The 12,809-nt window shown below is 43.0% G+C and carries 11 protein-coding genes and 1 tRNA gene; 7 read left to right on the plus strand and 5 right to left on the minus strand.

Translation table 11 applies throughout. The annotated features are described in order from the left end of the window. Window positions 1-70 precede the first annotated feature (70 nt). Window positions 71-144: transfer RNA gene (locus VMW01_14120), tRNA-Asn, on the plus strand. A gap of 65 nt (window positions 145-209) precedes the next feature. On the opposite strand, the gene dusB is transcribed toward VMW01_14120, so the two are convergent. After that, the gene (gene dusB / locus VMW01_14125) at window positions 210-1,238 is read right to left on the minus strand and encodes a tRNA dihydrouridine synthase DusB (protein ID HUW07383.1); all 1,029 of its coding nucleotides are present in this window, start codon (window positions 1,236-1,238) and stop codon (window positions 210-212) included. Between the two features lie 103 nt (window positions 1,239-1,341). Here dusB and VMW01_14130 point away from each other — a divergent pair, with 103 nt between their 5' ends. After that, a complete protein-coding gene (locus VMW01_14130; GenBank protein HUW07384.1) occupies window positions 1,342-2,229 on the plus strand; it encodes a type II CAAX endopeptidase family protein in 888 nt (295 codons plus the stop codon). 39 nt (window positions 2,230-2,268) lie between these two features. On the opposite strand, the gene VMW01_14135 is transcribed toward VMW01_14130, so the two are convergent. Continuing rightward, on the minus strand, window positions 2,269-3,000 hold the full coding sequence (locus VMW01_14135) for a hypothetical protein (protein ID HUW07385.1): 732 nt from the start codon (window positions 2,998-3,000) through the stop codon (window positions 2,269-2,271). 488 nt (window positions 3,001-3,488) lie between these two features. On the opposite strand from VMW01_14135, the gene kbl reads away from it, so the two are divergent. After that, the gene (gene kbl, locus VMW01_14140) at window positions 3,489-4,679 is read left to right on the plus strand and encodes a glycine C-acetyltransferase (GenBank protein HUW07386.1); all 1,191 of its coding nucleotides are present in this window, start codon (window positions 3,489-3,491) and stop codon (window positions 4,677-4,679) included. Window positions 4,680-4,762: 83 nt separating this feature from the next. Here kbl and VMW01_14145 read toward each other — a convergent pair whose 3' ends face one another. Further along, window positions 4,763-5,596 (minus strand): universal stress protein, encoded by an 834-nt coding sequence (locus VMW01_14145; protein ID HUW07387.1) that lies wholly within the window; start codon window positions 5,594-5,596, stop codon window positions 4,763-4,765. 73 nt (window positions 5,597-5,669) lie between these two features. Continuing rightward, the gene (locus tag VMW01_14150) at window positions 5,670-7,100 is read right to left on the minus strand and encodes an adenylate/guanylate cyclase domain-containing protein (protein ID HUW07388.1); all 1,431 of its coding nucleotides are present in this window, start codon (window positions 7,098-7,100) and stop codon (window positions 5,670-5,672) included. A 366-nt stretch (window positions 7,101-7,466) separates the two neighbouring features. Here VMW01_14150 and VMW01_14155 point away from each other — a divergent pair, with 366 nt between their 5' ends. From VMW01_14155 to recO, 4 genes are read left to right on the plus strand one after another with little or no spacing between them, the layout of a single operon-like run. Further along, entirely contained in the window at window positions 7,467-8,264 is a 798-nt protein-coding gene (locus tag VMW01_14155; protein ID HUW07389.1) for a universal stress protein, read from the plus strand. Between the two features lie 9 nt (window positions 8,265-8,273). Next, window positions 8,274-8,870, plus strand: coding sequence for a non-canonical purine NTP diphosphatase (locus VMW01_14160; GenBank protein HUW07390.1), 597 nt, complete (start codon window positions 8,274-8,276; stop codon window positions 8,868-8,870). Between the two features lie 28 nt (window positions 8,871-8,898). Further along, entirely contained in the window at window positions 8,899-11,184 is a 2,286-nt protein-coding gene (locus VMW01_14165) for a two-component regulator propeller domain-containing protein (protein ID HUW07391.1), read from the plus strand. A gap of 5 nt (window positions 11,185-11,189) precedes the next feature. Then, entirely contained in the window at window positions 11,190-11,927 is a 738-nt protein-coding gene (gene recO / locus VMW01_14170; protein HUW07392.1) for a DNA repair protein RecO, read from the plus strand. A gap of 756 nt (window positions 11,928-12,683) precedes the next feature. Here recO and VMW01_14175 read toward each other — a convergent pair. Then, on the minus strand, window positions 12,684-12,809 hold a 126-nt coding region (locus tag VMW01_14175), incomplete at its 5' end, for an IS1595 family transposase (protein ID HUW07393.1).

Consider the following 12,809-nt stretch of genomic DNA (forward strand, 5'->3'; position numbering starts at 1 on the left):
TTTTTTTTTCAGCTCTATTGCACGAAATAAAAAATCCTGCTACTTTTGCCACGCAAATAAAGGAAAACACTCCTCTTTAGCTCAGTTGGTTAGAGCACCTGACTGTTAATCAGGGGGTCCTAGGTTCAAGTCCTAGAAGAGGAGCAAAGCCTCGACGAGAGTCGAGGCTTTTTTATTTCCCTGAAGATCAATTCTTTTCTCTTCATTCCTTACTCTTTTCCGCTTAAGGGCGATTTGTGCAGCATGCTTTTAATCTCCTCAAAATCTCCCCATTTGTCGGCTACGTAATCTAGGAGACCAAAAATCTCATCAGGGTTTGTGGTGGTTACCAACTTGAGGCGGGTCTCCTTAAAGTCGGGCAATCCTTTGAAGTAGGAGGCAAAGTGGCGCCTGATTTCAAAAACGCCAACCCGATCACCCTTTATCTCCAGCGATTTTTGGAAGTGCATTCGAGCAATCTCTACTCGTTCAATAACTGAAGGCTGTTCGAGTAGCTCGCCTGATTGAAGGTAGTGTTTTACCTCATTAAATATCCATGGTCTGCCGTAGGTGGCGCGACCAATCATAATTGCGTCAACGCCATACCGGTCGAACATTTCCTTGGCCTTTAGGGGACCGTCAATATCCCCATTGCCAATGATTGGAATATGCATACGCGGGTTTTGCTTCACCGCACCAATTAGCGACCAGTCGGCTTCGCCCTTGTACATCTGGGCGCGCGTTCTTCCATGAATAGTGAGCGCTTTTATACCGACATCCTGCAACCGTTCGGCGAGTTCCACAATTATTTTGCTGCTATCGTCGTAACCAAGCCTAGTTTTAACAGTGACGGGCAGCTTCACGGCGTTAACAATTTGGCGTGTCATCTCCACCATCTTGTCCGGTTCGCGCATCATACCCGAACCGGCTCCACGCGAAGCTATTTTTTTTACTGGGCATCCAAAGTTAATGTCGACAACCTCTGGATTGGCCCTCTCTGCAAGTAGAGCCGCATCCACCATGGCATCGATGAGGTGTCCGTATATTTGTATGCCAATAGGCCTTTCGTAATCAAAAATGTTTAGCTTGGCCACCGATTTCTTGCCATCGCGAATGAGGCCATCGGAGGAGATGAATTCGGTAAACATCATGTCGGCTCCAAAATGCTTGCACATGTATCGAAACGACGGGTCGGTTACGTCCTCCATGGGAGCCAGAATCACCGGTTGGTGGCCTAGGTCTAATTTGTCAATAATCACGAGTTGTGTTTTTTGCAAAGATACCAATTCATCCATATTCTTAAAGTGGGTTAATAGCTTCGCTGTATGCGGAAAAATCAGCTTTCTTTGCAATAAAAAAGAGATGGTTAGACGAGCATTGGAATCTTTTTCTCCTGGAGTGAAGTTGTTTTTGACGCTTGCGTTTTTTTTAGCTATCGCCATTATGGTTGGGTTGGGTGTGCAGCTATTAGGATTGCAGTCCGATCTCGATGGTAGTAAACTACATCTTGCAAATGGCGTTTTGTGGTTGAAGATGGGACAGCTAGTTCAAACTATATTGCTTTTCTTAGTTCCGGCCGCAATCTGTGCCATTCTATTTTCTTCTTCTCCATTTAGTTTTTTACGCCTAAACAAGTTGGCAAAAGGGCGCACCTTTTTGCTGGTCACACTGCTTTCGTTATCCATTGCTCCTTTGGTTGGATTGCTTAGCCAGCTTAACGGATTGGTTCATCTACCCGACTGGGCCATGGCAATGGAAAATGAGGGAATGGTGCTAACTCGAGCATTTTTAAAGGTTAATACGCTGAATGGCCTGCTATTCAATATATTTTTAGTTGGACTCCTTCCGGCTTTCGCCGAGGAACTTTTTTTTAGAGGCCTTTTGCAGCGTCTATTTGCAGAATGGACCAAAAATATTCATGCCGGTATTTGGATTTCGGCCGCAGTATTCAGTGCGGTACATTTTCAGTTTTTGGGTTTTCTCCCCAGAATGTTTCTCGGTGCTCTGTTTGGATATCTTTTCTACTTTTCTTCCAGCATTTGGGTATCCATGACCGCTCACTTTATTAATAACAGCATTGGTGTAGTCGCTTACTACCTGTTTGTGAAGGGAAGCATCAAAGTGGATCCATTAGGTTCCGAACCGGTAGCTGTTGGTTCTTGGATGCTTTTTGTGTCAATGGCTGTGGTAGCATTGGTTCTCTACAATGTTTACTTTATTGAAAGAGAAACGACGAAAGTAGTAAAATAAAAAACGGGCTCAAGGCCCGTTTTTATGCTTTTTCATCTGCTACATAATGCCCTGCATGGAGCGGCCTAGCAGCGACAGTCCGTTAATTTCATTCTTGCGATAAACGTATACCAGCCCATATTCTTTTGCCTTCTCGCGTCGGAGTTCGTCGGGAAGGTCTTTATAGGTGTTTTCTACCTCGTTCCAGATGTTAAGGATGATATCGTCGGCGGTTTTTCGGATATTCTCTAGGTCAGCTTGCGCACGTGCAGTGTTTTGTTGAAAAATTTTCTGCTGCTTATACATCTCTTCAAAATTCTCAAAGCGCACCTTCACCAGGGCAATGGTTGGGTTGGTTATGGGTGACATTCCCTTGGCATTACGCTGTGTTTCGCCATCAATTATCTTTTGGCCCCATTGCAGTAAATCTTTTTCGGTGGCAAGAGGGGGTATGCTGCTGGCATCTTCTTCAAGACCGTAAAAAAGTCGAACAGATGGCTTAAGGTCACCGCGCTGAATGGCCATGTTTACCACTTGTATAAAATGAGAAATATAGATGCGGGCCTTCTTGGCCACGTTGCCATATTCTTTGCTATTTTCAATCTGAATGTCGAAAACACTTTTATAGCGCTGTATGGCTTGTTCGAAATTGTGAATAAATAGCTGAATGCGTTGAAACGTGCTTTGTGTATAGGCTAGTTTAAACGGTGGGAGATCCTTCCCTTTTTTGTAGGCAGCCCGAAGAGCCTTGAGTCGGGCATTGTCGGTGTTAGGTAGGCGGCGGTAGGGCATGGCAGTAGATTTGAGAAGCGGTTACTAATTGTGTTAATAACTTGTTGACAACATGCGAATATAGTAATTATGATAAAAAATGCAACTATATTCGTAGTTTGCTCGGGGTTGATATGCAGCTCGTTGTGTTGAATAGATATTGTGAATAGGTAGTAAAGCCAGTGCTTACAGGCTAATTGGCTGAAGTATAATTTTCTAAATATTTGACGAACGAACAAAAATATCCTTATAATCAACACAAAAAAGTTGCTTTCTATGGATGGACAAACATCGGGTCATTCTTGTGGGTCGTTTTGGTTAGTTGTCTATCAGTTTTTGCTTCAATTGCTGCTGCCTAACATGCGGTCAAATTTTCCAATATTTCCTACACCTCTTTGATATATTGGCAATTGCTTGGGTTTCTATTTTACCTAAGAATTCGTTTGCACCGAATAGTAAACGGATATTATTCGTAATTTTGGGCATCAATCCTATTAAATACAAATGCTATGTACGGTAATTTTAAGAAACATCTTCAGCAGCAGCTTACCGAAATCGAAGAGGCTGGTTTGTATAAAAAGGAGAGGGTAATCGTATCTCCTCAAAATGCTCAGATACAGGTTAATACTGGGCAGAATGTGCTTAACTTCTGTGCCAACAACTATCTAGGTTTATCGGATCACCCTCGGTTGGTTAACGCCGCCAAGTTGGCAATGGATAGCCACGGTTTTGGTATGTCGTCGGTGCGATTCATTTGCGGCACCCAGGATATGCACAAGGAGTTGGAGCAGCGCATTTCGGATTACTTTGGAACGGAGGATACCATTCTTTACATTGCCTGCTTCGATGCTAATGGTGGTGTGTTTGAGCCTCTCTTAGGTGAGGAGGATGCCATTATATCCGATGCGCTAAATCACGCATCCATCATCGATGGTGTGAGATTGTGCAAGGCGGTTCGCTATCGCTACTCCAACGCCAACATGGAGGAGCTGGAGGAGCAGCTTAAGTTAGCTCAGGCTCAGCGTTTCCGATTAATTGTGACGGATGGTGTATTTTCTATGGATGGCAATGTTTGTCCGCTCGACAAGATCTATGCCCTAGCTGAAAAGTATAACGCCATGGTTATGGTGGATGAGAGTCACTCCGCTGGTGTGGTTGGTAAAACTGGACGGGGTGTTACAGAACTGTTCAATCTTCATGGGAAAGTAGATATTATTACAGGAACTCTTGGAAAAGCATTTGGTGGTGGTTGTGGTGGATTCACCACTGGCCGTAAGGAGATTATTGACATGCTCCGTCAGCGGTCACGTCCATACCTCTTCTCCAACTCTGTACCACCATCCATTGTGGGTGCCAGCATCGAAACTTTTAAAATGCTTGAAGCTGGTCATGAGTTGCACGACAAGTTGGTTAGGAATACCTCCTACTTTGCCGAAAAAATGATCAGCGCAGGATTTGATTGCAAGGCAACTCAGAGTGCAATTGTTGCCGTAATGCTATACGATGCTAAGCTATCGCAGGATATGGCAGCAGAATTGCTCAAAGAGGGTATTTACGTTATTGGGTTCTACTTCCCCGTTGTTCCAAAGGGACAGGCGCGCATTCGTGTTCAAGTGTCTGCTGCGCATGAGATGGAGCAGCTAGATCGCTGCGTTGCGGCCTTTACTAAGGTGGGCAAAAAGCTTGGTGTAATCAAGTAAATTATTGAATGACTTTGTATTTAAAAGGGGCTGTCTATACTTTTTAGACAGCCCCTTTAAATTTCACCAATTTTCGAAGTTGGTTATGAAAAACTTTGATATTTTCTAATTCGAGGGTTGATGCACATTATTGGTACACGCACATCTACCTCCACATCTTCAGTGTCACGAACATACTTATCGTATTTATCGGACATGATGAGGATTAAATCTGCATCAATGTTCTGGGCAAATCGGTATATCTCTCCCGTAAAACTTTTGTTCTTCTTGGCCGTCTTAATACCGTAGACAATCTTATTGCCATCAAGCATCTTCTTTGTAAAAAAGATGTTTGACGCCATATTCCGCTTCTTCGTTTCTTCGGTAAGAAAAGGCTTAATAAGGTTGATGTTACACTTGTAATACTTGGAAAGGTGGATTATCCAATGAACCGTTTCCTTGTACTTTCTGTCATAGTCGAGCGGCACAACAATCTCGATGTAGTGGGAGTGGCTTGGTGGCCCCTCAACAACAAGAAATGGAATTATGGCATTTTTTATTCCTCGCAAAAATTTTGAAGATCCAATGGCTTTTTTAGGCTTTATGGTATAGGTCTTATAAGCTACAATTAAGTTAATAAGACCACCGCCAAGAATTTCAATTATTGCCTTTTTTAAGTTTCCTGCCGCCCCCAATGTGTCTGGCCGTACTCCATACTTTTCGAAAAGCCGTTCCGCCTCCTCTTTCAAACGATGACGGGCAACGTCGACTTTTTTTTGTCGAACAACCTTGCTCTCGAAAATGTTAGGTGCAACAATGTGGAAGAGGAGTATGTCGTTCGATGCAGCTTGAGCAAGCTGTATCGCATGCTGGAATGCCAGTTCAGCAGATGCAGAAAAGTCCCAAGGAACTAGTATTACTTTTTGTTTCTCTTCCATAGCATATTATGCCAGATAAATCAACGATAAATGTAGAAAAATTCGGGGAATCTACAATACCAATCCTATTTTTTTACAATACAGGATTGGTTAGTAAACTCCTAATTTTATCAAGCTGTATGTTTTTATTGACGTTTCGTAACTTCTGTGCTGTTTGGGTAAAGTATTGATGATGTTCAATAAAATCGACTTGTAGCCTATTCCACTTTTCCAACGATTCAATTCTCCCCTGCTCGTGCAACTCTCGAAATAGGTTGTTGGAGACGGGGATAAAATCTGTGCGGCCAAGATAGTCTAAATCTGCATCGCAAATAATCATTTCCAGCAGATTTTTTGGATTTGGGGGCATTTTTGTGGCCATGATAATGCTGCTAATTATCTCTATTTGATCTGGAGAGTATTGATACTGGGGTAAAATTTCTTTGGCAAGCTTAACACCCATTTCCTCATGATATTGATAGTCGAGAAGATGTCCTGCATCATGCAGAAGTGCTGCTGTTCGGATGAGTAGGAGCTCCTCCTCTGATAGCCCTTCGGCTCGGCCAATAAGTTCCACCTCCGTATAAACGTCAACCGTGTGCTTTAAATTATGGTAGTAAAGATTTTTTGGAAGACCTTTTTCGAGTTTCTCCAGCACAAACTCTTCGAGATCACCTAGCCTCAATAGCTGTAGTTGTGTGTTGAAGTCCTTGTTTGGCAAAAAGCACCTCTCGGTAACGCTTAGTTGGGGGATAATGCCATCGACAAAGTACATGTTTATATCACCCTTGTTTTTCACTGGCATTCGGCCTCTGTAAGTGCAGCTAAAATACTCCTTCACAAACATGTAGGTGTTCTCGGTAATATTTATTTTTCCGGCAGCCGACGATGACTCCATTCTGCTGGCAACGTTTACCGTCATTCCCCATATATCATAAACTGGTTTTAGACTTCCAATGGTACCGGCGATTACAGGTCCAGTATCAATTCCAATTCTAAGCGACCACACTTCATGTCCTTTATGTGCCTGCATGTCCTTCATATAGGAATTCATGTGCAAGGCTGCCAGAATAACCTCAACGGGGTTTGTTTTATTTTTTACAGGAATGCCTCCGGCACACATATAGGCATCGCCTATGGTCTTAATCTTTTCGATATTGTAGTGCTCTACCACCGAATCAAATTTCAGAAAAAAACGGTCCAACTCGTCAATCAGACTTTCAGGATTCATTACATCTACAATGCCAGTAAAACCTTCGATATCGGCGAAAAGCACGGTAACCATCTTGAATTTTTGGGTATCCGGTTTGTCGGCAGATATTTGTTTTTCAAGGGGAACGGGCTTTACAACGCGGCTTAATAAATTGTTGTTCCGCTCACGCTCACGCTTTAGCTCTTCTGACTCTTGTCTAAATTTCAACTCAATTATGACCAAATCCTTCCTCAGTCTCCTGAAAAGGAGAATAAATAGTAGCGTGCTCCCTAGTAATACTCCTATAAGTATGATATCTAAAGCGTCGAGCATGTTAGCTGTAAGAAATTTGGACCATTAGCTTACCCGTGGTTTAATGGGTCTAATATACGTGATTCCTAATTAATGCAACTAATTATTACTTCTAAAAAACTGCATCTTGATAACGATGGGAAAATTAAAATTTTTACCTTGTAACCTGGTTTTTTAGATTGTTTTTTGAACATCTGATCTTGCCAATACGCAAGAATTAAGGTAAAAGGTTCCTTTAGGATAAACTTATTTAGGTTTTGCTATATTTGTTTGTAAATATTTTCTACCGCTACATTAACTTTTGAGGTTTATGGAGCCGATGAGATTTCGCTTAATTCAGGATTAGGTGTGATTTTTACCAAATAAACATAATTAACTTTTGCAAAAATGGACAATACGGGGAAGAGCATACTGGTACCATACGATTTTTCACAAGTTGCTGATTATGCACTTCAGCACGCGATTAGGGTTGCACAGGTCGTTAACCATTCAATAACCCTTCTCTACATTGTTAGCAGCCCAACCGAAATCTACTTAATGGAGGATAAGTTGGGTGAGGTGTCCAGAAAAACGAGAGAGAAATATGGCATAGAACCGCTGACTATTGTTCGCCCAGGAAGCATTTTTATTGATATTGCTGTTGTTGCACAAGAAATAGATGCTTACATGGTTATAATGGGATCTCATAGCATTCGAGGCAAGGAGGAGATCACAGGAAGCTTAGCCCATAAGGTTATTGTGTCGTCGAAGGTTCCCTTTATTACCATTCAAGAGCCACCCATCAATCGCCGGTACGACGACATCGTATTCCCCGTTGACTTTACACAGCAGAACAGAGAAAAGCATGGTTGGATTACTTATTTTTGCACATACTATGTTTCTCGCTTTCATCTTATTAAACCTAAAGTTGAGGAGGCTGAGTTGCGAGCAAAAATCGACTTAAACATGGCTTCTGCACGAAAATTTCTTGACGAGAGGGGTGCGATCTACTTTGAACATGAAGCTCCGGGGGTAAAGAATTTTGCTGAAGAGGTATTGGATATGGCAGTAAATATTAGAGCCGATCTTATTGTTCTTATGACTACGGCTAAGGATAACGAAGATAAGTTTATTGTGGAGCCACATGAGCAGTTTATAATTGCCAACGCTGGGCATATTCCGGTGATGAGCATCAACCCGCTCTGATAATTGCGTATGAAATTAGTTTTTGCAACACAAAATAGGCATAAGCTGCAGGAGGTGCAGTCGATGCTCGGAGATAATTTTGACTTGACTGACCTCAGTCAGCTCAACTTTTTTGACGATATCCCAGAGACAAAAGATACCATCGAAGGAAATGCTGCGCAAAAGGCGTGGTTTGTTTACTCAAAGTTTGGACTTTCCTGCTTTGCCGATGATACTGGTCTGGAGGTTGAGGCGTTGGATGGGGCCCCTGGTGTATACTCAGCCCGGTATGCGGGACCAGGTAAAAGTTCGCAAGATAACCTGCAGAAGTTACTTCGGGAAATGGCGGGTGTTTCCAACCGGAAGGCTCGTTTCAAAACAGTTATGGCCTTGATCCTAGATGGGAAGGAATATCTTTTTGAGGGAATTGTTGACGGAAAAATTATTTTAGAAAGTCGAGGCTTGGGTGGCTTTGGCTATGACCCTGTATTTATACCAGATGGCTATTTACAAACCTTCTCGGAAATGCCTGCCGACCTAAAAAATTCCATTTCTCATAGAGCAAGAGCAATGGCTGCCTTGTCCAACTTTCTGAAGTCGGTTGCCAACGAGCCTACAACATTGTAATCCATTATCCGTTTTTTATAAAAAATTGATGGTCCGACGTATCGCTTTTCTATCCTTATTATTGATAGTAGCTACTTTCTTAGCTCATGGTCAGATTGCTCCCGGTGAGTGGCGCGATCAGTTTGCTTATAAGAATGTTAAGGGGCTTTGCGTTACTGATTCAAAGATATACGTACCTACAGAGGAGGGTTTTTACAGCTACGATCCTGTATCGGGGGAGCTAGCAAAATTTTCCCGTGTAAATGGACTCTCCTCTTTTGGCGTTTCGGCCTTTGCCGTATCGCCCGATAATGCCACCATTGCCATTGGCTACACCGATGGCAGCATCGACTTGGTTAGGAATGGACAGGTCACCAGCATAACCGATATTAAGGACAAAAACCTAACTGGTGATAAGTCCATATACAATTTTAGCTGGTATAACGGTAAGATATTTGTCTCAACCGGGTTTGGCATCGTGCTGCTCAATCCTTCCGTGCCAGAAATTAAGGATACATATTTCATTGGCGACAATGGTAGTTCAATTGCTGTGTATGCGACAACCATTTTTCAAGATACCATTTATGCCGCTACAACCGACGGGTTGAAGTTTGCCTCGGTGAATGACCCCCAGCTCTACTACTATGGCGATTGGCAGCGGGCTGCTATTCCAGGGGCGGGTGATGTTTTTTCAGCAGTTAGTGGCAATAGCGCTGTTTTATATGCCATTGAAAAGGGTCAGAGTGGCTTGCCCGATAAGGCCTACAGCTACACTGAAGTTGGTGGATGGAGCGGTATAACAACAGCACAAACACAAATTTATTCTCTTTCCGTGAGCCCCTTTGGCCTATGCCTCGTTGGTGATAAAGGGGTTGAGATGCAGAAGGATGGTGTTACACAGCTGGTGAACGATTTCGGCACCGGAAGCTTTGCGCCGCGCTATGCCTTTCTAGGTAGCAGTGAATTGTGGGTTGCTGACATGAATAATGGCTTGGTGCGCTATAGGAGTGGAGATGTTCAAACATATCGCCCCAATGGCCCATATAGTAATGAGTCGTTTCGCGCAACATGGAGTCAAGGTGTTCTTGCCGTTTCGCGAGGTGGCTATAACGATGTTTCGGAGAGTGACTGGAATAGCTTAGTTGTAAATATTTTCAAGGATAATCAGTGGTCTTCGATTGGCGGCAATGGAAATGATGCCGTTCAACCGATGTTTAATCCTAATAATCCATCGCAGCTCTACGTTACCGGTTGGGGTAGCGGGTTATCCTACTTTAAAGATTTGGAGTTTCAGATTACCTATACCGATTCCAATAGCCCCCTTAAGTCAATTATTCCTCCTGGCCCATTTGTTCGAAATGGTGGGCTTTGCTTCGATTCAAAAGGAAACCTTTGGGTAAACAGCCGTGCTGTAAGCAACATGCTGTCGGTTCTGAAGCCGGATGGCACTTGGGTTACTTTTCCAAAAACAACCGATTTAAACACCGATAGGTTTGGTAAAATGCTCTTTCAGCCGGAGACGGGATATCTATGGATAGTAAACAGTAAACTTGGACTTGCCGTGTACGACCCGGGGAATGACCCCTACAGCTCAGCCGATGACCGATTTACCTCCTTTGGAATGGTTAACTCCGACGGTGTAAACTTGTCCAACGACATTCTTTCGATGGCTGAGGATAGTGATGGCAAAATCTGGCTGGGCACCCAGGAGGGTGTTGAGGTAATCTATAACCCATCGGTCGTTTTTAGCCAAACAGTAACAGCCCAACAAATTAAAGTTCCCATTGAAATTGCCGGACAAGCTGGCTACCTTCTACAAAGCGATGCCGTGTCGGCAATCGCAGTAGACGGTGCAAACCGAAAATGGTTTGGAACCAGCCGAAGCGGCGCCTTTCTTCAATCGGCTGATGGGGTAACTCAGGTGCTTGCTTTTAATAAAGACAATAGCCCCCTGCCCTCCAACAATATATTGGACATAACCATTGATCAAAAGACTGGGGAGGTTTTTTTTATCACCGACCATGGTGTGGTAAGCTATCGCGGCAATGCAATAGCTGGTAGCGACGATTTCGGAAAGATTTACGCGTTCCCAAATCCTGTTCGGGATAATTTTAGGGGCGTAATTACCATAGCTGGCTTAATGGCAAACTCCACCGTAAAAATTACCGACATCAACGGCTTTCTGATATTTGAGGGCGTTTCGTTGGGTGGTGAGATTCAGTGGGACGGAAAAAATCTTAATGGTCAGCGGGTAAGTACGGGAGTTTACCTCATCTTTTGTTCCGACCCCACCGGTGTGGTAACAAAAACAAGCAAGCTGCTTTTTATTCATTAAACCAGATGCCTGAATTTGAAAAACTTCGAGGGTTGGTGCTTTCCGGAGTAAGGTATGGGGAAACAAGCCTGATTGTTCACATCTATACCGATAGGCTGGGTCGTCAGAGTTTTATGGTGAATGGCGCTGCGCGTAAAGGGAAGCGACCGGGTAAGTTGGCCCTTTTTCAGCCGCTGTCGTTGCTCACCATTGTTGCCTCGCTGCCCCGAAAAGGTTCACTGCTTCGAATTAAGGAGGTAGCCTCGCCCTCTTCTGGCTTGTATACCAATTCTGACCTGCGCAAGGGAGCCATTGCCGTTTTTCTGGCCGAGGTGCTGCACAAAACCCTGAGGGAGGAGGAACCCAACCCTGAACTCTTCAATTTTCTTTGGAATTCGGTGGAGCTGCTCGATGCGGCCGAGAGCGGCATTGCCAATTTTCACCTTGTATTCATGGCGCAGCTTTCGCGCTACTTGGGATTCTATCCCGTAATTGCCGCCGATGACTCTTCCACCATCTTTTTCGACATTAAAAATGGGCGGTTTCAAGACACGCTACCAGCCCATCCCATTGTGCTGCCTGCACAGTTGAGCCGGCTAATGCTTAAGGTGTTTCAAACTTCGCTATCTGGTATCGACCAGCTGCAGCTAAACCGTGACCTGCGCAACCAGCTGGCCGATGGCCTGGTGGACTACTACCAGCACCACCACGAGGGGGTTGGCAACATTAAGTCGCTCGCAGTGCTTAAGGAGGTGTTTGCGTAGCTGTAATGCACTTTTGCTAACGCGTTAATGGGGTGCTCTCGCATGAGAACATCTGCTCGATTAGGGTTTGAACCATTTATTTGAATTTTAATGATTGATTTTCAGTGAAATGTATTGATAAAACTATTTGTTTTAAACTTTTAAATTAGGTAAGAATCCGATGGTGAGGGAGTTAAAGGAAAAACTTCTTTTAGAAGTTGTTAGTTATAAGAAGTATGTCAATTCAGTGTCGGACATAGATCAATACTTTCTCAAAAGTTTTATTGTGTTCAAAATTAAACTAATTGATAAATCAAAAAATGACAAAAAAGTTTTAGAATATGTCCAAAATTTGCCCAAATTAAAAAAGAGACAGTTATTTGCTGTTGCCACTATATTTATTCTAACAATTCAAATTATTTTGTTGATATTGAAATATGACATTATTGAAGTCAGATTGATCTCTATTGTTTTAGTGGTTCCATTTCTCTTTTTTTATAATAGGCTCTACTTACGTAGGATGAAGGAAAAGAAAATTAAATTAATTAAAGAACTCGATAAGTTAGAGGAACTTTTAAAAACATAGTTTTAATCTGTCCAACTAATCTAGTTGGTCTGGAGGTGTTTGCTTAGTTGTAATGCACTTTTGCTAACGCGTTAAAGGGTTTTTGCTATATTTGTTATTGGGGGGATTGGTCAGCACTGAAAGTATTTCCGCGATTGGGGTGTTCATGTAAATACAAAATACAATCAAATTATTGTTATTGAATTAGGCATTTAAGTAATAAGCATTTTATAGGAATGCGGTTGTATGGTCAGCATTCTGTCTAAAAGGTTGTCAAATAGACCTTTCCCCATAAAGCTACGGTTAAATCGGTAGGTATACTCATCGATATAGGATTG

The sequence above is a fragment of the Williamwhitmania sp. genome (genome assembly GCA_035529935.1).
GTDB lineage: Bacteria > Bacteroidota > Bacteroidia > Bacteroidales > Williamwhitmaniaceae > Williamwhitmania.

Excerpts from the sequence above, each read along its gene's own strand:
- VMW01_14155 (HUW07389.1), top strand. The coding sequence starts at position 7,467 with ATGGACAATACGGGGAAGAGCATACTGGTACCATACGATTTTTCACAA.
- VMW01_14135 (HUW07385.1), bottom strand. The coding sequence starts at position 3,000 with ATGCCCTACCGCCGCCTACCTAACACCGACAATGCCCGACTCAAGGCT.
- kbl (HUW07386.1), top strand. The coding sequence starts at position 3,489 with ATGTACGGTAATTTTAAGAAACATCTTCAGCAGCAGCTTACCGAAATC.
- VMW01_14150 (HUW07388.1), bottom strand. The coding sequence starts at position 7,100 with ATGCTCGACGCTTTAGATATCATACTTATAGGAGTATTACTAGGGAGC.
- VMW01_14160 (HUW07390.1), top strand. The coding sequence starts at position 8,274 with ATGAAATTAGTTTTTGCAACACAAAATAGGCATAAGCTGCAGGAGGTG.
- recO (HUW07392.1), top strand. The coding sequence starts at position 11,190 with ATGCCTGAATTTGAAAAACTTCGAGGGTTGGTGCTTTCCGGAGTAAGG.
- VMW01_14130 (HUW07384.1), top strand. The coding sequence starts at position 1,342 with ATGGTTAGACGAGCATTGGAATCTTTTTCTCCTGGAGTGAAGTTGTTT.
- VMW01_14165 (HUW07391.1), top strand. The coding sequence starts at position 8,899 with ATGGTCCGACGTATCGCTTTTCTATCCTTATTATTGATAGTAGCTACT.
- VMW01_14145 (HUW07387.1), bottom strand. The coding sequence starts at position 5,596 with ATGGAAGAGAAACAAAAAGTAATACTAGTTCCTTGGGACTTTTCTGCA.